The organism is Tistrella sp., from assembly GCF_002684955.1.
GTDB classification, from domain to species: domain Bacteria; phylum Pseudomonadota; class Alphaproteobacteria; order Tistrellales; family Tistrellaceae; genus Tistrella; species Tistrella mobilis.
The window spans coordinates 152,379-171,106 of sequence record NZ_NYWI01000067.1; the positions used below are offsets into that span (position 1 = coordinate 152,379).

An 18,728-nucleotide genomic window follows, 5' to 3' on the forward strand; every position below is an offset into this window, starting at 1 on the left:
GAAGTAAATTCCGTCCACCTTCCGTCCTGGGGGTGATGCAAACTTCATTAAAAATAGAACAATTGAATCGATGATAAACTTTTAGGGGAATATTCTGGTCGGCGCCAACGACACAACAGGACGAGCCGCCATGAAGACAGCCCGCTTCGTCGCCTGCGCCCTGCCGCTGCTCTGCAGCAGCGCGGCGCTGGCGCAGACGACCACCTATGCACCGGCTGCGGCATCAACCGCCGTCACCCTGCCGCCGCTTCAGGCCGACAGCCTGTCGCCCACCCCGCCCGCCGATGTGAACGGCGGGGCGGCCCAGGCCAATCTGGTCGATGCCGCCTATTTCGCCTGGCAGGAGTTCATCGCCCTTAACTGGCCGGCCCTGAAACAGAACGGCCAGGTGGTGCGCGACACCCCCGACCCGGCCGCAACCTTCGGCGACCCCAATGCCGGCCCGCTGGTCTGGGAGACCTATCGCCACAAGATCGAGATCTTCCCGGGCAGCAATTCGCCGAACGACCCGCCCCATGGGGTGCCGCCCGGCACCAATGATCCCTGGGGGTACAGCACGCCGCCATCCTATGTCTATTCGCCGGCGATTTTCGGTGCCGGCGGCCAGGTGCCCGCCTGCCCCGGCCAGCCCGCCGTGGCCCAGCCGGCCTGGATCAATCTGGACGAGACCAGCCAGATCGGCCTTGCCACCATGCATGCCGGCATTCTGGACGGCACGCCGCCCGCCAGCCCGAACAGCGCACCCTCGCTGATCCGCTATCTGGCCAAGGCCAACCAGAGCGAGTTCGACTATGTCGTCAGCAACCGGCTCTGGTATGTCGGCACCGACGGCACCACGCCGCTGGAACAGCGCATCGCCACCTGGAAGGCGGGGCTGGCGGCCGGCAAGCCGGCGCCCGAAAACCAGGTCGTGACCCTGCCGGCCGGCACCATCGAGGTCAAATCCGCCTGGCGGCCGCTGGTCGCGGGCAAGGAAGATCCGACCCGCTACCACACCAACACGGTGCGCTATTACGAACCCGGCCCCAACGGCAATCCGTGCTGGTGGGAAGCGAAATGGGCGCTGGTCGCGCTCCACATCATCCAGAAGACCCCGAGCGCACCCCATTTCATCTTCGCGACCTTCGAGCAGGCCGACAACATCCTGCAGCCCGACGGCAGCCCGATCGAGGATGCGAGCGGCAACATCGTCCAGCCGCCGGTCGGCGCCACGCCGACCACGCCCTATCTGGCCTATCAGGACAATCCGACCCACCCCTTCGTGGTACCGCTCGGCGGTGACCAGTTCTGCAACAACCCGCAGAACCGGCTGTATTTCCAGGAACTGCCGCCGGGCGATCCGTCGGTTCAGCCGGGCACGCCGGTCGGCGGCAATCTCTGCGTCAACACCCGCTACGAGCCGATCAACTATACGCTCCAGCAGATCAACACCAATTTCCAGAACAGCATTCGCTCGTACATTGCCGGCAAGGGCCTCTCGTCGGCGCCCTGGCTGAACTACAAGCTGGTCAATGTGCAGGTGGTGCCGTTCAACCGTTCGGAGGCGCTGCCCTTCAACAACACCAACTTCATCAGCCCCAAGCTGCGCAGCGCTTTCTATCAGGCCAATATCACGGTCGAGACCGACTACACCCTGCAGCAGTTCAACGGCCGGATCGCCGCCGACAATGCGCCCACCACCTATCCGGAGGGCGGCACGCAGCAGAACTTCCAGAACGTCTACATCCGCAACTCCGGAAACACGTCCTTCACCACCTATCAGATGGGCGGCTGCATGGGGTGCCACGGCAATGCCCAGCTCGGCGGGACCGATTTCAGCTTCATCATCGGCGGCAATCCGTTGAGCCTGAAGCCGGATACGCCCGAGCCTGAGAGCGCGTCGGATGCCCGGGCCTTCTACACCAACCGGCTGAGCCGCCTGCCCTCGTTCAAGCATCCGTAATCGCGGATCCCACAGGCGACGACACCCCCGCCGGTCTCCCGGCGGGGGTGTTCTTCCGTCGAAACGCCGATGGTGACCGATCAGAACTCGTCGTCGGCCATCGCCATCACGGTCTTCGCGCCGGCCATGGCCACCGCGAAGGCGGCCAGATGCTCGGGCAGCACCTGTTCCATGAAGAAGCGGGCGGTCTTGAGCTTGCGCTGGTGGAAGTCGACATCCTCGCCGGCGGCGATCTTCGCGGTCGCGACCTCGGCCATCTTCGCCCACATGAAGGCGAGCGCGACCAGCGCGAACATGCGCAGATAGGGCGAGGCCGCAGCCCCCGCCTCGTCGGGATTGGCCATGGCCTTCTGCGCCAGACCGGCCGTCGCCTGCTGCAGGCGCTGGAAGGCCTTGGCGAAGGGGCCGATGAACTCCTTCAGCGCCGGGTCCGACTTCTTCGCCGCGATATAGGCATCGGCCGGATGGAAGAAGCGGCGCAGCAGCCGGCCCATCCCGGCCGAGAGCTTGCGGCCGACCAGATCCATGGCCTGGATGCCGTTGGTGCCCTCGTAAAGCTGGGTGATGCGGGCGTCGCGGACATACTGTTCCATGCCATGCTCACGGATATAGCCGTGGCCGCCATAGATCTGCACGCCGCGATTGGCGTTGTCGAAGCCGAGGTCCGTGAGGAAGGCCTTGATGATCGGGGTCATCAGCTGGACCAGATCATCCGCCTCCTGCCGCACCGCCGGATCGGGGTGGTGATGCGACACGTCGATCTCGGTGCCGATCCAGTAGGACAGCGCCCGCGCGCCCTCGTTCAGCGCGCGCATGGTCATCAGGTTCCGGCGGACATCCGGATGAACCACGATCGGGTCGGCCGACCGGTCCGGATATTTGGTGCCGGTCAGCGCCCGGCCGGCGGTGCGGTCCAGCGCATAGGCGACCGCGCCCTGATAGGCCGCCTCGCCGATACCCAGCCCCTGCATGCCGACGGCGAGCCGCGCGACATTCATCATGGTGAACATCGCCTGCAGGCCGCGATGGGGCTCCCCCACCATCCAGCCGATCGCGTCGTCGAAGTTGAGCACGCAGGTGGCCGAGGCCTTGATGCCCATCTTGTGCTCGATGGCGCCGCAGGCGACGCCATTGCGCTCCGCCGGCGCACCATTGGCGTCGGGGATGAATTTCGGCACCAGGAACAGGCTGATGCCGCGGGTGCCTTCGGGCGCATCCGGCAGCTTGGCCAGCACCAGATGGATGATGTTCTCGGTCAGATCGTGCTCGCCGGCCGAGATGAAGATCTTGGTACCGGTGATGCGGAAGCTGCCGTCGTCGGCTGGCACCGCCCTGGTGCGGATCAGCCCCAGATCGGTGCCGCAATGCGGCTCGGTCAGGCACATGGTGCCCGACCAGGTGCCGTCGGAGAGCTTGGGCAGATAGCGCGCCTTCAGCTCGTCCGAGGCATGGGCGGCGATGGCGTTGTAGGCGCCGGCCGACAGGCCCGGATACATGCCGAAGGCGAGGTTGGCCGAGCAGATCATCTCCTCGACCACGAAGTTCAGCGTCTTGGGCAGACCCTGCCCGCCATATTCGGGATGGGTGGCAAGCGCCGTCCAGCCGCCTTCGATGAAGGTCGCATAGGCTTCCTTGAAGCCACGGGGCGTGCGCACCACGCCGTTCTCGAAGGTGCAGCCTTCCTCGTCGCCCGGGCGGTTGAGCGGGAACAGCTCGTTCTCGCACATCTTCGCCGCCTCTTCGAGCACGGCATCGAAGATGTCGGGGGTGGCATCCTCGTAGCCCGGCAGCTTCGAGATCCGCGAGACGTCGAGCACGTCATGCAGCACGAAGCGGATGTCGCGCAGCGGTGCCTTGTAGGTTGCGGCCATGGGATCGGTCTCCTCTCCGCAGGGCTCAGTTGCGCAGCGGCTTGCCGGTTTCGAGCATGTGCTCGATCCGGGCCAGCGTCGCAGGCGTCTTCAGAAGCGAGATGAAGGCCTCGCTCTCCAGCCGGGTGACATCATCCTCGCGCAGCGTCTCGGTGATGTCGGTGTCGCCGCCGGACAGCACCCGGGCGAGCGCGCCCGAGACCACCACGTCATGCGGCGTGGCCTTGCCCTGCTGGAAGAAACCGTCCACCGCCATCTCCAGCGCCACCCGCGCCGAGGGGCCGGGCAGCGAGATTTCGGCAGCCTCGGGCTTCTGGTAGCCCTCGGCCAGTTCCAGCGCGCGGGCCTTGGCATCGGCCAGCACCCGGTCGCGGTTCATGGTGATCCGGTCGCGGTCGAGCAGCAGCAGCATGTCGCGCGCCTCCTCGGCGCTTTCCGACACCTTCGCGGTCGAGACCATTTCGAAGACCTGGCCCACCGCCGGCATCGGACCGCCCGGACGGCGCTTGTTGGCCATCCAGCGGAACAGCAGCTCCTTGCAGCCGCCCCAGCCCGGCACCACGCCGACGCCGACCTCGACCAGACCCATATAGGTCTCGGCATGGGCCTGGACGGCATCGCAATGGAGCAGGATTTCGCAGCCGCCGCCCAGCGCCATGCCCGCCGGCGCGCCAACCACCGGGAAGGGTGCGTATTTCAGCGCCTTGTAGGCTTCCTGACCCATGCGGATCATGCCGTCGATCATGTCCCAGGCGGCGATGTTCGAGGCGAAGAGCGCAAGGCCGACATTGGCGCCGACCGAGAAGTTGTCGGCCTCGTTATAGACCACCAGCGCCTTGTAGCCGCCGCGCACGATCTCGGTCGACTTCGCGACCATCTCGAGCACGCCCGGATCGATCGCATTCATCTTGGTGTGGAATTCGAGGCAGAGCACGCCGTCGCCCAGATCCCACAGGCTGGCCGACCCGTTGCCGTCCACCCGCTTCGAGCGCCGCTTGACGTCGGAGAGACGCAGCACGCCTTCCGGCACCGGCACCGGGGCATAGCCGCCGTCACGGGTGGCGAATTCGAGCACGCCGTCCGAGACCCGATAGAAGCGGCCGGTCCCGTTGCCGGCGACGGCGGCCAGGATCTCGGGCACCTTGCGGCCCTCGGCCTTCAGCCGGTCGGCGAACCAGCCGGCGCCCATGCGGTCGATCAGCTCGAACGGGCCATACTTCCAGCCATAGCCGAGGCGCATCGCCTCGTCGATCGCCGGCACCTCGTCGGCGATCACCCCCACCAGATCGGCGGTGTAAGAGAGCGCCGAGGAAATCACCGCCCAGGCATAGGCGCCGCCGGCATCCTCGTACGAGACCAGGGCGCGCAGATCCTTCGCACCGGCACGGATGCTGGCGAGATCGGGCTTGCGCTTCGCCCGGTACTCACCGGTCGCAAGGTCGAGCGCCTCCTGAATGGTCCGGCCCCCGTCCTTGCGCCGACGGTAGAAGCCGCCCTTGCCCTTCCGGCCGGTATAGCCCTCGGCGATCATCTTCCGGAACAGGTCGCTGTCGCGGTAGATGGCGTGATAGGCATCATCGGCGGGCAGGGTCGCCTTCATGCTGGCGGCGACATGGGGCATGAGGTCGAGACCGACCAGATCGATCAGCCCGAACACGCCGGTCTTGGGGATGCCGACCGGCTTCGAGAGCAGCGCGTCGACCGCCTCGACATCGAGCTTGCGGTCCATGGCCTCGGTCACCGCCGCCTGCATCCAGAAGGTGCCGATGCGGTTGGCGATGAAGCCGGGCGTGTCCTTGCAGTCGACCACGCCCTTGCCGAGCGCATGGTCGCCGAAGGCGCGGATCGCCTCCACCGCATCCGCACGGGTCTCGGGGCCGGCGACCAGCTCCAGCAGACGCATATAGCGCGGCGGGTTGAAGAAATGGGTGATCAGGAAATCGCTCTTGAACGCCGCCGACCGCCCCTCGACCAGCAGGCCGAGCGGAATGGTCGAGGTGTTCGACGACACGATCGAGCCGGGCTTGCGAACCTCGTCGAGCGTCGCATACAGCTTGCGCTTGATGTCGAGATTCTCGATCACCGCCTCGACGATCCAGTCGACATCGGCCAGCTGGCCCAGATCGTCTTCCAGATTGCCGGTGGTGACGAGCTTCGCGCGGCTCGGATGCATGAAGCTTTTGGGCCTGGTCTTCAGCATCTTCTGGACCGCGCCCTCGGCGAGCGCATTCCGGTTTTCGGCGCCCTTGGGCACGATGTCGAGCAGCACCACCGGCACGCCGGCATTGGCGATATGGGCCGCGATGCCGGCGCCCATGACGCCGGCGCCGATCACGGCCGCCTTCTTGATTGCAGTCATCTCAAAGCATCTCCGGTCGCTTGGGAAAGCCGTCTGGTTCCTGCGTCAGAGCGCTTCGAGGACCGTGGCGATGCCCTGGCCGCCGCCGATGCACTGGGTGGCCAGCGCATAGCGCCCGCCTTCCCGCTTCAGCAGCGCCGCCGCCTTGCCGGTGATGCGGGCGCCGGTGGCGCCCAGCGGATGGCCGAGGGCGATGGCGCCGCCATCCAGGTTCACCCGCGCCGGATCGAGGCCCAGATCCTGGATGCAGGCCAGCGCCTGCGAGGCGAAGGCCTCGTTCAGCTCCACCACGTCCAGATCACCGGCCTTCACGCCGGCGCGGTCCAGCGCCTTGCGGCTGGCCGCCACCGGGCCGATGCCCATGATCTCGGGCGCGCAGCCGGCAACGGCCACCGAGCGGATGCGGGCGAGCGGGGGGAGATTGTTCTTCGCCGCATATTCTTCGGTGCAGACCAGGCAGGCCGAGGCGCCGTCGGTGAGCGGCGACGAGGTGCCGGCGGTGACCACGCCATCCTTCCTGAAGGCGGGGTCGAGCCCGGCCAGACCCTCGACCGAGGCGTCGGGACGGATGCAGCCGTCGGCATCGACCGCCGGGCCCTTCTTCTGGGTGATCGCGACGATCTCGTCGGCGAACCGGCCCTGCTCGCGCGCCGCGGCCGCCTTCTTATGCGAGGCGACGGCGAATTCCTCCTGGGCGGCGCGGCTGATCTGCCACTTCTCGGCGACGTTCTCGGCCGTGATGCCCATCGGCATATAGGCGCCGGGCATCATCTCGGCCAGCACCGGGTTCGGCGCCGGGTTGAAGCCCATCATCGGCACGCGGGTCATCGATTCGACACCGGCCGCGATGAAGGCCTCGCCCGCACCCAGCTGGATGGCGCCCGCCGCCATGTGCACCGACTGCATCGACGAGCCGCAGAAGCGGTTGACCGTCGCACCCGCCACCGACTGGGGCAGGCCGGCCAGCAGGCCGATCAGACGGGCGGCATTGAAACCCTGCTCACCCTCGGGGAAGGCGCAGCCCAGAATCAGGTCTTCGATCGTCTCGGGATCGATGCCGCTCCGCTCGACCAGGCTCTTGACCACCTGGGCTGCCAGATCGTCCGGACGGACCTTGGTCAGCGCGCCCTTGCGCGCGAAGTGGAAAGGCGAACGGGCATAGCCCGCGATCACGACGCTCTTCATGGGGGCCCTCGGCTCCTGGATTGTCTCTCCCGTGCGCCGGTCCGCCGGCGCGCGTGGTTTCTCTCGTGGTCTTACATGGTGGCGCGGGAACGATGACGGTTCCGCGGTGCCTCTGGCGACATCCGGCAATCAGCCGGCGGCATCGACGCCCTTGACGGCCAGCGCCGCCAGCACCTGGGCCTCGATGTCGCGCAGCTCGTCGAGGGTCACCATCAGGTCGCTCAGCTGGCCCTGGAGCTGTTCCATCCGCTCGGTGACCGCACTGCGCAGCTGGCGCAGCTGCTCCACCTGGGTGCGGTCGGCCTCGTAGAGGTCCAGGAACTCCTTGATCTCCGCCAGGCTGAATCCCAGCCGCTTGCCGCGCAGGATCAGCTTCAGCCGTGCGCGGTCGCGATAGGAATAGACCCGGTTCATGCCCTCCCGTGCGGGCTTGATGAGGTGCTGATCCTCGTAGAACCGGATCGCCCGGGGCGTGATCGAGAACTCCTCGGCCAGCTGGGTGATCGTGAAGGTGTCCGGCATGCGCTCCCCCGCTTGTGCACAGGCCCGGCGGGCCTCGGGGGCGGTGCCACTGCCCCGGGTCCGGTTCTTCGCCTGTGTGGCTCTTCGCCTGTGTGCCATCCCGACCCGGGCATGTTAGCTAACGTTTACGTAAACGTCAACTAACTCCGGATCACGCCGTTCAACCGGCGGCCTTGCGGCGCGCCTCGTATTTCTCCTTCTCCTCCTGCACCAGTTCCTTCTTCGACAGCTTGCCGATCAGGGTCTTGGGCAGGGCGTCGCGGAACTCGATCTGCTTGGGCATCTCGATCGGCGACAGCCGCTCCTTCAGGAAGGCGGTCAGTTCGGCCGCGGTCAGATGGGCGCCGGCCTTCAGCTTCACGAAGGCCTTGACCGTCTGGCCGCGATATTCGTCGGGAATGCCGATGACGGTGCATTCCTCCACCAGATCATGCAGATAGACCGCCTCTTCCACCATGCGCGGATAGACGTTGTAGCCGCCGGCAATGATCAGATCCTTGATCCGGTCGACGATGAAGGCATAGCCGTCCTCGTCCAGATAGCCGACATCGCCGGTGTGCAACCGGCCGCCGGCCATGGTCTTGGCGGTCTCTTCCGGCTTGTTCCAGTAGCCGGCCATCACCTGGGGCCCGCGGATGCAGATTTCGCCGCGGCTGCCCTGGGGCAGCACGGTCTCGCCATCCTCAAGATCGACGATCTCGATCGTGGTGCCCGGCATGGGCAGGCCGATCGAGCCTTCCTTGCTGATGCCGTTGAACGGGTTGCAATGGGTGACGGGCGAGGTCTCGGTCAGACCATAGCCTTCGACCAGGGTGCAGCCGGTCAGCTTTTCGAAGGTCTGCTTCACCTCCAGCGGCAGCGGCGCACCGCCCGACAGGCAGTAATTGATCGACGAGAGATCGAACTCGCGGATCTTCGGATGATGGGCGATGGCCGTGTACATGGTCGGCACGCCCGGGAACAGGCTGGGCTTCTTCTTCGCCAGCGTTTCCAGAACCTGGTCCAGTTCGAAGCGCGGCAGCATGATCATGCAGGCGCCGGCCAGGACGGAATAATTCATGCAGACCGTCATGGCGAAGACATGGAACAGCGGCAGCACCACCATGGTGCGCTCCTGCCCCGGCCGCGCATCCGGGAACCAGGCCTCCAGCTGCCGGGCATTGGCATGCAGATTGGCATGGGTCAGCATCGCGCCCTTGGGCAGGCCGGTGGTCCCGCCGGTATATTGCAGCACCGCCACCGCGGTTTCGGGATCGATCTGAACCGGGGCATAGCGCCCGTCATTCTGCATCAGCGCCTTGTGCTGAACGATCCGGGCGCTCTTCTCGACCTTGCCGATCTCCTTGCCCTTGACCAGCGGGAACAGCAGGTTCTTCGGGAAGGGCAGCACGCCGGCCATGGGGCAGACGATGATCCGCTCCAGGCAGGTCTTGCCCAGCAGCTCGTGAACCTTGTCGTAGACCACCGCCAGGTCCAGCGTCACCATCACCCGGGTGCCGCTGTCGTTGACCTGATGCTCGATCTCGCGCAGCGCATAGAGCGGGTTGAAGTTGACGATCGTGGCGCCGATGGTCAGCGCCGCATAGTAGTAGACGATCGAATAGGGGGTGTTGGGCAGAAACAGCCCCACCCGGTCGCCGGGCTTCACGCCGATCTGCTGCAGCCCCTTCGCGGCCTGGCCGACCATCCGACCGATCTCGGCGAAGGTCAGGATCTTGCCCAGAAAGTCGACCGCCGGCCGATCGGCGAAGGTCTTGACCGCGTGATCCATCAGCGAGGTCAGCGGCGCGGGCGAAATCGTCTTGCGCCAGTTCACGTCGGCAGGATATTTGCGCAACCAGACCGGCTCGGCTCCGCCGGGATCGATCCCGGCACCCATCATCTGTGTCATTGGTCCTCCCGAGACCTTGTCGCGACCCCGGTGCCCGCCCCTGCCCGGCCCGGACCCCGTACCGCTTCCTTGATGAGCCGTCCCCCAACGGCAAAACCGGTTTCCGTATACGTCAACCGGCCGTTCGACTATCCCAGGACACGCGCCCCGGATCAACAGTCACGCCGCGAACCGGCGCCGGATTCTTTGCCGGCCGCATATGCCCGGACGCAACCATGGGTCTGCCCTCAACCCAGAGTTACAATACCCGGAATCATGTCTCAAGACAGGTCGGAACGATCGGGAGGATTGTCAATCGGATCGGGGCGACGTCGGGGATTGAAAGCGCATGACAGGCGGCCCAGTTTCACGGGATCATCGGTGGCATACGGCACGATCCCGGAGGAACAGAAATATGTCGACAGCACCGGAGGATACTCTGGCGCGGATGCTGGACGAGGCAGGGGAGGACAGCTCAGAGGCTGCCGGGCACCTCGCTGCCGGGCGCCCGATCTACTACAGAACCTCCGACCTTCCACCGCGGCAGGTCATCAAACAGTATCCTGACGGCCGCAGGGAACTGGTGAGCTTTGAAACCGGCCGGGAAACCCTGATCGGGGAGCTGTCGGCAGCGTGACTCGCCTGTGGGTGATCGCCGGCCCCAACGGCGCCGGCAAATCGAGCCTGACGCGCCGTTACATCTCTCTTTTGACGCGGTTGCACGTCATCAATCCCGACACCATTGCTGCGAATCTTGCGGGCGGCGGCCGCTTCACCGCAGACCAGGCGGCACGCGCCGGCAGAGTGGCCCTGAAGGAGCAGCGCCTTTATCTGGCCGAGCGCCGAAGCTTTGCCGTCGAGACGACACTGACCGGACAGGCCCCTCTCCGCCTTCTGACGACGGCAAGAGACGTCGGCTACAAAACCAGCCTCGTCTATGTCGGTCTGGACGATGTGGGCCTGTCATTGGCGCGCGTCGCGGCACGTGTTTCCGCGGGTGGCCATGACATACCGCCCGCAGATATCCTCAGACGTTTCGACCGAAGCATGGCGAACCTCCACAGGGCCCTGCCGCTGGTGGACAGGCTCTGGCTGTTCGACAACTCCCGAGATCGGTGGCGCCTTATCCTTCGCACGGAAGGCCGACACCTTCGCTTCGCAAGCCCTGACCTGCCGCGCTGGGCAGCAGACATCGTGACAGGTTACAGGCGCTGATCGCCCGCAGACCTTGGGCGACGCGCCCCGATCACCGTCGCAACCACCCCAAGCACCGCCTGCCCGGGCACGAAGATCATCCGCGCCATGCCGCTGAAGGCATTGGCGTCCTTGTAGATGAAGGGGGTGATCTGTTCGGCCGAGCCGATATGGAGGTAGAGATACCAGCCGAGGCAGGCCCGGCCCAGCGTCAGAGCGGCGCAGGCTGCCGCCAGCGGCCAGCCGGGGCGCCCCGCCAGTCTGAGGGTGAGGAAGACCAGCGCGAGCAGGCCGCAGACGATGAACTCGACCATGAAAAAGGCGACGTCGACGATGTCGTAGGTCGCATGCATCCCCCGAGGCGGGGCACGCAGCAGGGCCAGGAAATCCAGCACCTCGACCAGTAGAAAAGCCGCATAGCCGCCATAGGCGGCTATGACGAGGCCAAGGATGCGGCGCAGGGCGGTGGTCATCCGACTGCCGTTATCCCTGAGGTTGGAGCGCACGCAGCCGCTCCATATGGGGGCGCACCGCCTCCAGCTCGGCCGCGGGGATCGCCATCACCGGGCGGTTCATCTCTTCCGACGGGCCGTAGCTCTGCAGCAGCTGCTGCTTCTGGGCGTCGGTCAGCTGGTCGCTGTCACGGATCCGCGTTCTCAGGGCGTCACGCTCGGCCCGGGCGGCAACCGATGCCGGGCTGTCGTAATCGAGCGTCAGATAAGCCTGCATGATCCGATCGCCGGTCGCGGCCCAGGCAGCGAGATCGGCAAAACCGCGCTTCATCATCATGGCCGAGGCCTCGTGCCATTCCGGCATGCCCTCGATCGCGGCGGTCATCGCCGCAAGATCCCGGCCCGGCTGCGTCGGCGTCGCCGCCCGATGATCGCGGATCGCCTGGCCGATCTCCGCGCGCCGATCCGGCGGCAGAGCCCCCGACCAGGCCGTGAACGCCTGCCAGCTGTCGAGCCAGCGGCTCACCACCTCGCCGGTCAAGGGACCGTCCTGGGCGACAGCTGCCTCCCCGGCGGCACGTGCCGCGCGGGGGGCGGCCACGAGTGCGGTCATCGGAAGGGCGGCGGCAAGCGCCAGAACCAGCAGGCGGCGGGCGATCTGCACGGGGGGGATCCTTGTGGCGGGGAAGGCAGCGCGGTGAAGGCTGGGCGGTGAAGGCAGGCCGCGCGGGCCGCCGCCCGCATGGCAGCAGCCCGCCCGAACCGTCACAGGCCGGTCATTCGGTGCCGTTCATGCTCCGGATGCGCTCCAGATGCGGCTGCACCGCGGCAACGTCGGCCGGGTCGGCCTTGCCGGCCTGGTCCATCATCGCCCCGGCATTGCCCAGCATCTGCAGCATCATCTTCTTCTGCTCGGCGGTCATGTCGGGCGAATTCATGATCTGGCTGCGCGCGGCCTCCATCTCGGCCCGCTGGCCCTGGACGTCCTCGCCCTGCATCTCGATCGCCATATAGGCCTGCATCACGCGGTCGCCGACGGTCGCCCAGTCGTCGAGGCCCGAGAAGCCGTGTTTCGAGACGATACCCGCCGCCTGCGCCGCCTCGGGCGCGCCGGCCATGCGCGACACGGCGGCAGAGAGCATGCGCCCGTCGGCCATATCTCCCATCATCGCCGCAGGGTCGCCGGCCCCGTCCAGCGCTTCGCGACGGTCTTCGGGCAGAGTGTTGCTCCAGGCTTCCAGCGCCTGCGAAGCATCGAGCCAGCGGCCAACCGTGCCGCTGTCGAGGCCGGCCGCGCGGGCGGGGCCGGCAAGGCCCAAAGGCAGCGCCACGGTCAGGGCCGCAGGCAGTGCCAGGGGCAGCGCCGCGGCCAGGCTGGCCGTGGTGGCGCGGAAGGCGGCCGCGGCAAGGCGGCGGCAAAGGATCGCGGTCATCGTCCAGACGTCTCCCATCCAGGCGGGCCTTCTGCCCGCCGGCACGATCGGACCGGGGCCCCGGGGCCGGTGGATCCGGCCTCTTGCGGTCCTCATGCGATGCATCACCCGACCATACTGCCGGACCGGCACGCCCGCGTCAGCGGTCGAGACGCGCGGTCAGCTCTTCCGCCGCGGCGGCCAGACGCCGGAACGGCCCCTGCCCTGCCGGGGCACCGGCATCCGCGCGGCCCAGGCGGCGCAGACCCTCGGTTCCGAAACGATCCTTGAGCGACGAGGCGATCCAGCCCTCGGCCTGGGCCGCACGCCGCGGCGCCAGCCGGTCTTCGGCGATCAGCCAGTCGTGATGACGGTCGGCGGCTGCGATCAGATCCCCGATCCCCTCGCCCGTCGCCGAGGCGACCTTCAGCACCGGCACCTTCCAGCCGTCTGCCCTGAGGCCCACGGCCTTGAGCGCGGTCGCGACATCGGTGCGGGCGCGTTCCGCCGCAGGCCCGATATCGGCCTTGGTCACCACCGCCAGGTCCGGGATCTCCATGATACCCGCCTTCATGAACTGCAGGCTGTCGCCCGAAGCGGGCTGGACGCAGAACAGCACCGTGTCGGCGACCTCTTCCACATCGGTCTCGGACTGGCCGACGCCCACCGTTTCGACCAGCACCACATCGAACACCGCGCGCATCAGCACGGTGGCGGCGATGGTCAGATCGGCAAGCCCGCCCAGCCGGTCGCGGGCGGCCATCGAGCGGATGAACACGCCCTGGTCTTCAGGATCGGTCTGAATCCGGGTCCGGTCGCCAAGCAGCGCGCCCTTGGTACGCTTCGACGACGGGTCGACGGCGATCACGCCTACGCTGCGGCCCTGGTCGCGATAGGACCGGATCAGGGCCGAAAGCAGCGAGGATTTGCCGACGCCGGGCGGGCCGGTGATGCCCAGAACCCGGGCGGCCGGCGCCTCGTGCGCGGCATCGAGCAGGGCCGCGGTCTCGGGCCGCCCGGCCCGGCTTTCCAGCTCCGCCAGCGCGCGGGCGAGCGCCGGCTTGCCGCCGCCCCGGATGGCGTCGAGACGGCGGAGGCCGGCAGCGCTGCTGCCGGCCTCCATCCTGTTCCCGTCGGAACCACCTGTCATGCCGCTGTCCCGGCCGTCAGCCGCGGGCGCGGAGCGCCGCCTGGGCGGCGGCCAGACGCGCAATCGGCACGCGATAGGGCGAGCACGAGACATAGTCGAGGCCGGCGCGCTGGCAGAAGTCGATCGACGCCGGGTCGCCGCCATGCTCGCCGCAGATGCCGAGCTTGATGTCGGGGCGGGTCGAACGGCCGCGCTCGGCCGCGATCTTCACCAGCTCGCCGACGCCGTCCTGGTCCAGGCTGACGAAGGGATCCTGATCGAAGATGCCGGCCTCGCGATAGCTGTCGAGGAAGGCGCCCGAATCGTCGCGGCTGATGCCGAAGGTGGTCTGGGTCAGGTCATTGGTGCCGAAGCTGAAGAACTCGCCCACCTCGGCGATCTTCGCGGCCTGAAGGGCGGCGCGCGGCAGCTCGATCATGGTGCCGACCAGATATTCGACCTTCGCGCCCTTCTCGGCGAAGACCTTGGCCGCGGTGTCGTCGACCAGCTTGCGCAGGATCTCCAGCTCGCGACGGGTCGCGACCAGCGGGATCATGATCTCAGGGGTCACGGTCTGGCCCAGCTCGGCCGAGACCTCGACCGCCGCTTCCAGGATCGCGCGGGCCTGCATCTCGTAGATCTCGGGATACGAGATGCCCAGACGGCAGCCGCGATGACCCAGCATCGGGTTGCTCTCGTGCAGGGCCGAGGCGCGGGCGGCCAGCTTCTGCGCGTCCATGCCCGAGGCGGCAGCCACCTCGGCGATTTCCTTCTCGCTGTGCGGCAGGAACTCGTGGAGCGGCGGGTCGAGCAGGCGCACCGTCACCGGCAGGCCGGCCATGATCCGGAACAGCGAGACGAAGTCGCCGCGCTGCATCGGCAGCAGCTTGGCCAGCGCCGCGCGACGGCCGTCGGCATCGTCCGACAGGATCATCTGGCGCACCGCGATGATGCGGTCATCGCTGAAGAACATGTGCTCGGTCCGGCAGAGGCCGATGCCCTCGGCACCGAAGGTGCGCGCGGTCTCGGCATCCAGCGGGGTCTCGGCATTGGTCCGGACCTTGAGGGTGCGAATCTCGTCCGCCCAGGCCATCAGCGTGCCGAAATCGCCCGACAGGTCCGGCTTGATGGTCGGCACGCGGCCGAGCATGACCTCGCCCTTGCCGCCGTCGATGGTGATGGTCTCACCCGCCTTGACGGTGACGTCGGCGACGGTGAACTGGCCCTTCGCATAGTCGATGCGCACGGTGCCGGCACCCGACACGCAGGCGCGGCCCATGCCGCGGGCGACCACCGCCGCATGGCTGGTCATGCCGCCGCGGGCGGTCAGGATGCCGCGGGCGGCATGCATGCCGTGAATGTCTTCGGGGCTGGTCTCGATGCGGACCAGGATGACGTCCTCGCCGCCCTGCGCACGCTTCTCGGCCTCGTCGGCCGTGAAGACCACCACGCCCGACGCGGCACCGGGAGAGGCCGGCAGACCCTTGGCGATGACCTGCTTGGGCGCCTTGGGATCCAGCGTCGGGTGCAGCAGCTGATCCAGCGCCTGGGCCTCGATGCGTGCCACCGCCTGCTCGTGGGTGATCAGCCCCTCTTCCGCCATGTCGACCGCGATCTTGAGCGCGGCGGCGGCGGTGCGCTTGCCGTTGCGGGTCTGCAGCATGTAGAGCCGGCCCTGCTGGACCGTGAACTCGATGTCCTGCATATCCCGGTAATGCTGCTCCAGCCGGTCCTTCACGGCGACCAGCTCGCCGAAGACCTCGGGCATTTCCTCTTCCATCGAGGGATCGGAAGAGCCGTTGGCCTGCTTGCCGGCAACCGTCAGATGCTGCGGGGTGCGGATGCCCGCCACCACGTCCTCGCCCTGAGCGTTGACCAGGAACTCGCCGTAGAACTCCTTGACGCCGGTCGAGGGATTGCGGGTGAAGGCCACGCCGGTCGCGCAGTCATCGCCCATGTTCCCGAACACCATCGCCTGCACGTTGACGGCGGTGCCCCATTCGGCGGGGATGTTGTGCAGACGGCGATAGGTCTTGGCGCGCTGGTTCATCCACGACCCGAACACCGCGCTGATCGCCCCCCAGAGCTGCTCGCGCGGGTCATCCGGGAACGGACGGCCCAGCTCGCGCTCGACGATCGCCTTGTAGTCGTCGATCAGCGACTTCCAGTCATCGGCGGTCATCTCGGTGTCGAGATGGTAGCCGCGCTCTTCCTTGCGCGCCTCCAGCCGGTCCTCGAAGAAGCTGTGGTCGACGCCGAGTACGACGTCGGAATACATCTGGATGAAGCGACGATAGCTGTCATAGGCGAAGCGCTCGTCGCCGCTGCGGCGGGCGAGGCCTTCGACCGTCACCGGGCTGAGGCCCAGGTTCAGCACCGTATCCATCATGCCGGGCATCGAGGCGCGGGCACCGGAGCGGACCGAGACCAGCAGCGGGTTCTCGGCATCGCCGAAGCGCATGCCCATCTCGGTCTCGACCTTGGCCAGCGCTTCCGACACCTGCGCCTCAAGCTCGGCCGGATAGCTCTGGCCGTTGGCGTAATAATAGGTGCAGACCTCGGTGGTGATCGTCAGACCGGGCGGAACCGGCAGGCCCAGATTGCTCATCTCGGCCAGGTTCGCACCCTTGCCGCCGAGAAGATTACGCATGTCAGCGGTGCCTTCGGAGCCGTTGCGGCCGAAACTGTACACCCACTTGGTCATCGGTCGACTCACCCTTCGATCTTCGAAAAATCGGCCACGGCTTCCAGCGCCGCCCGGATCTCGGACAGCAGGTGGAGCCGGTTGCGCCGACGCTCCGGCATATCGCAATTGACCGTCACACGGTCGAAGAACGCGTCGACCGGCACCCGGATCCCCGCCAGAGCCGTCATCGCCCGCTCGTACTCCTCCCCGGCCAGCGCCGCAGCGATATCCGCCCGCGCCTGCACGAGGGCGCCGTGAAGCGCCACCTCTTCGGGTTCGACCAGCAGCGCCGCATCGGCGTCGCCACCATAGGTCGTCCCGTCCTTCTTCTCTTCGATACGCACGATGTTGCTCGCCCGCCGGTACGCCGCCAGCAGGTTCGCCCCATCCTCGCCGTCCAGGAATGACTGCAGGGCCCGCACGCGCGCCAGCAGCCGGACGACGTCGTCGTCATCCACACCCGCCAGCGTCGCCGCGATCAGATCATGGCGCACGCCACGGTCGCGCATCAAGACCTTCAACCGATCGGCGAAAAAGCCCATCAGATCACCATGCAGGCGACCCGTGTCGATCTCGCCGAGGATCGGCCGGTAGCCTTCGGCTGCCGCCGAAATCGCCGCCTTGAGCGGCAGGCGCACGCCGGTCTCGATCAGGATGCGCAGCACGCCCAGCGCCGCACGGCGCAGCGCATAGGGGTCCTTCGAGCCGGTCGGCTTCTCGTCGATCGCGAAGAAGCCGGCCAGGGTGTCGAGCTTGTCGGCCAGCGCCACCGCCACCGACAAGGGGGCGGTCGGCACGCCGTCGGATGCGCCGACCGGCGCATAGTGATCGCCGATCGCCTGGGCGACCTCGACGGACTCGCCGTCATGGGTCGCGTAGTAGCGGCCCATGATGCCCTGGATCTCGGGGAATTCGCCGACCATGCCGGTGACGAGATCGGCCTTGGCCAGTCGGCCCGCCCGCTCCGCCAGCGCCGGATCGGCACCCGGCACATGGGCCGCCAGCTGTCGGGCCAGCGCCGCGATCCGCCCGGCCTTGTCGGCGACGGTGCCGAGCTTCGCCTGGAACAGGATCGCCTGCAGCCGGTCGAGACGCGCATCCAGGCGGGTCTGACGGTCGGTATCCCAGAAGAATTTGGCGTCGGCGAGGCGGGCGCGCAGCACCCGTTCATTGCCGTGGACGATCACCTTCGCCCCCTCGGCATCGGGGGCGAGGTTGCTCACCAGCACGAAGACCGGCGCCAGACGGCCACGGGCATCCTCGGCGACGAAATAGCGCTGATGGGTGCGCATGGCCGAGACCAGAACCTCGGACGGCACATCCATGAAGGCATCGTCGATACGGCCAGCCAGCACGGTCGGCCATTCGACCAACCCGGCCACCTCTTCCAGCAGGCCTTCATCGGCGCGCAGCATCAGCCCCAGATCGGAAGCGAGTGCCGCGGCATCCGATGCGATCTTCCGCCGCCGCTCGGCCGCGTCCAGCACCACATGGGCGCCGGCCAGCGCCGCGCGATAGCCGGCGAAATCATGCACCTCGATGGTGGCCGGCGCCAGGAAGCGATGGCCCTGGGTGATGTTGCCCGCGGTCAGATGACCGAAGCGCACCGGCACGACCGCGCCGCCGAACAGGCAGAGGATCGAGCGCAGCGGCCGCACCCAGCGGATCTGATGGGCCCCCCAGCGCATGGATTTGGGCCAGGGCAGATCGGCGAGCGCACCCGTGATCAGCTCGGGCAGCCCCTCGATGGTCGGGCGGCCCGCCTCGAACACGTCGAGGAACCAGAAGCTGCCCTTGGGCGTCTCGCGCTCGATCAGCGACGAACGGTCGGCATTGTTGGCGGCGAGGAACCCCGCCAGCGCCTGTTCGGGCGCACCGACCCGCGGGCCGCGGCGCTCTTCCGCCCGGTCGGGCTGGGCCTCGGCCAGATCGTGGATCACCAGGGTCAGGCGGCGCGGGGTCGAAAAGGCCTCGGCCCGGCCGAAGGTGATCCGCTGGGCGGTCAGCCGCTCGGTCACCAGGCGCGCCAGATCGTCGGCGGCCCGGCCCTGCATGCGGGCGGGGATCTCTTCCGACAGAAGTTCGAGAAGCAGTTCGGCCATGGGA

At 67.5% G+C, this 18,728-nt stretch carries 14 protein-coding genes; 3 read left to right on the plus strand and 11 right to left on the minus strand.

The features are described from left to right. Positions 1-130 precede the first annotated feature (130 nt). Positions 131-1,942, plus strand: coding sequence for a hypothetical protein (locus CMO28_RS20955; RefSeq protein ID WP_296716532.1), 1,812 nt, complete (start codon positions 131-133; stop codon positions 1,940-1,942). Positions 1,943-2,022: 80 nt separating this feature from the next. Here the strand turns inward: CMO28_RS20955 and CMO28_RS20960 are convergent, their stop codons facing one another. The 5 genes from CMO28_RS20960 to CMO28_RS20980 form a co-directional block, all read right to left on the minus strand. Then, the gene (locus tag CMO28_RS20960) at positions 2,023-3,813 is read right to left on the minus strand and encodes an acyl-CoA dehydrogenase C-terminal domain-containing protein (RefSeq protein WP_296716534.1); all 1,791 of its coding nucleotides are present in this window, start codon (positions 3,811-3,813) and stop codon (positions 2,023-2,025) included. A 25-nt stretch (positions 3,814-3,838) separates the two neighbouring features. After that, on the minus strand, positions 3,839-6,172 hold the full coding sequence (locus CMO28_RS20965; RefSeq protein WP_296716536.1) for a 3-hydroxyacyl-CoA dehydrogenase/enoyl-CoA hydratase family protein: 2,334 nt from the start codon (positions 6,170-6,172) through the stop codon (positions 3,839-3,841). 45 nt (positions 6,173-6,217) lie between these two features. Further along, positions 6,218-7,357, minus strand: a complete 1,140-nt coding sequence (locus tag CMO28_RS20970; RefSeq protein ID WP_296716539.1) for a thiolase family protein — start codon at positions 7,355-7,357, stop codon at positions 6,218-6,220. Positions 7,358-7,486: 129 nt separating this feature from the next. Further along, positions 7,487-7,879, minus strand: coding sequence for a MerR family transcriptional regulator (locus CMO28_RS20975; protein ID WP_014748384.1), 393 nt, complete (start codon positions 7,877-7,879; stop codon positions 7,487-7,489). A 160-nt stretch (positions 7,880-8,039) separates the two neighbouring features. Next, positions 8,040-9,770 carry a long-chain-fatty-acid--CoA ligase gene (locus CMO28_RS20980; RefSeq protein WP_296716544.1) on the minus strand — a complete coding sequence of 577 codons (1,731 nt, stop codon included), beginning with the start codon at positions 9,768-9,770 and terminating at the stop codon, positions 8,040-8,042. Between the two features lie 394 nt (positions 9,771-10,164). On the opposite strand from CMO28_RS20980, the gene CMO28_RS20985 reads away from it, so the two are divergent. Both CMO28_RS20985 and CMO28_RS20990 read left to right on the plus strand, forming a co-directional pair. Then, on the plus strand, positions 10,165-10,386 hold the full coding sequence (locus CMO28_RS20985; protein WP_296716547.1) for a hypothetical protein: 222 nt from the start codon (positions 10,165-10,167) through the stop codon (positions 10,384-10,386). Continuing rightward, on the plus strand, positions 10,383-10,964 hold the full coding sequence (locus tag CMO28_RS20990; RefSeq protein WP_062769144.1) for an AAA family ATPase: 582 nt from the start codon (positions 10,383-10,385) through the stop codon (positions 10,962-10,964). The genes CMO28_RS20985 and CMO28_RS20990 overlap by 4 nt, the downstream gene beginning before the upstream one ends. Here the strand turns inward: CMO28_RS20990 and CMO28_RS20995 are convergent. The 6 genes from CMO28_RS20995 to glyS form a co-directional block, all read right to left on the minus strand. Then, positions 10,952-11,416: a hypothetical protein gene (locus CMO28_RS20995; RefSeq protein ID WP_296716552.1), complete on the minus strand. Its 465-nt coding sequence runs from the start codon at positions 11,414-11,416 to the stop codon at positions 10,952-10,954. The genes CMO28_RS20990 and CMO28_RS20995 overlap by 13 nt on opposite strands. A gap of 10 nt (positions 11,417-11,426) precedes the next feature. Continuing rightward, on the minus strand, positions 11,427-12,059 hold the full coding sequence (locus tag CMO28_RS21000; RefSeq protein WP_296716555.1) for a hypothetical protein: 633 nt from the start codon (positions 12,057-12,059) through the stop codon (positions 11,427-11,429). A gap of 112 nt (positions 12,060-12,171) precedes the next feature. Continuing rightward, positions 12,172-12,828 (minus strand): hypothetical protein, encoded by a 657-nt coding sequence (locus CMO28_RS21005; RefSeq protein WP_296716557.1) that lies wholly within the window; start codon positions 12,826-12,828, stop codon positions 12,172-12,174. A 139-nt stretch (positions 12,829-12,967) separates the two neighbouring features. Beyond that, positions 12,968-13,930 carry a GTP-binding protein gene (locus CMO28_RS21010; RefSeq protein ID WP_296716618.1) on the minus strand — a complete coding sequence of 321 codons (963 nt, stop codon included), beginning with the start codon at positions 13,928-13,930 and terminating at the stop codon, positions 12,968-12,970. Positions 13,931-13,973: 43 nt separating this feature from the next. Next, positions 13,974-16,640, minus strand: coding sequence for a pyruvate, phosphate dikinase (ppdK, locus tag CMO28_RS21015; protein WP_296716559.1), 2,667 nt, complete (start codon positions 16,638-16,640; stop codon positions 13,974-13,976). Between the two features lie 8 nt (positions 16,641-16,648). After that, complete coding sequence (glyS, locus tag CMO28_RS21020; RefSeq protein ID WP_296716561.1) at positions 16,649-18,724, minus strand: glycine--tRNA ligase subunit beta; 2,076 nt, start codon at positions 18,722-18,724, stop codon at positions 16,649-16,651. Positions 18,725-18,728: the final 4 nt, after the last annotated feature.

Coding starts and splice junctions, on each gene's coding strand:
- ppdK (WP_296716559.1), bottom strand. CDS start 16,640: ATGACCAAGTGGGTGTACAGTTTCGGCCGCAACGGCTCCGAAGGCACC.
- CMO28_RS20960 (WP_296716534.1), bottom strand. CDS start 3,813: ATGGCCGCAACCTACAAGGCACCGCTGCGCGACATCCGCTTCGTGCTG.
- CMO28_RS20995 (WP_296716552.1), bottom strand. CDS start 11,416: ATGACCACCGCCCTGCGCCGCATCCTTGGCCTCGTCATAGCCGCCTAT.
- CMO28_RS20955 (WP_296716532.1), top strand. CDS start 131: ATGAAGACAGCCCGCTTCGTCGCCTGCGCCCTGCCGCTGCTCTGCAGC.
- CMO28_RS20980 (WP_296716544.1), bottom strand. CDS start 9,770: ATGACACAGATGATGGGTGCCGGGATCGATCCCGGCGGAGCCGAGCCG.
- CMO28_RS20985 (WP_296716547.1), top strand. CDS start 10,165: ATGTCGACAGCACCGGAGGATACTCTGGCGCGGATGCTGGACGAGGCA.
- CMO28_RS20975 (WP_014748384.1), bottom strand. CDS start 7,879: ATGCCGGACACCTTCACGATCACCCAGCTGGCCGAGGAGTTCTCGATC.
- CMO28_RS20965 (WP_296716536.1), bottom strand. CDS start 6,172: ATGACTGCAATCAAGAAGGCGGCCGTGATCGGCGCCGGCGTCATGGGC.
- CMO28_RS21005 (WP_296716557.1), bottom strand. CDS start 12,828: ATGACCGCGATCCTTTGCCGCCGCCTTGCCGCGGCCGCCTTCCGCGCC.
- glyS (WP_296716561.1), bottom strand. CDS start 18,724: ATGGCCGAACTGCTTCTCGAACTTCTGTCGGAAGAGATCCCCGCCCGC.
- CMO28_RS20970 (WP_296716539.1), bottom strand. CDS start 7,357: ATGAAGAGCGTCGTGATCGCGGGCTATGCCCGTTCGCCTTTCCACTTC.
- CMO28_RS21010 (WP_296716618.1), bottom strand. CDS start 13,930: ATGGAGGCCGGCAGCAGCGCTGCCGGCCTCCGCCGTCTCGACGCCATC.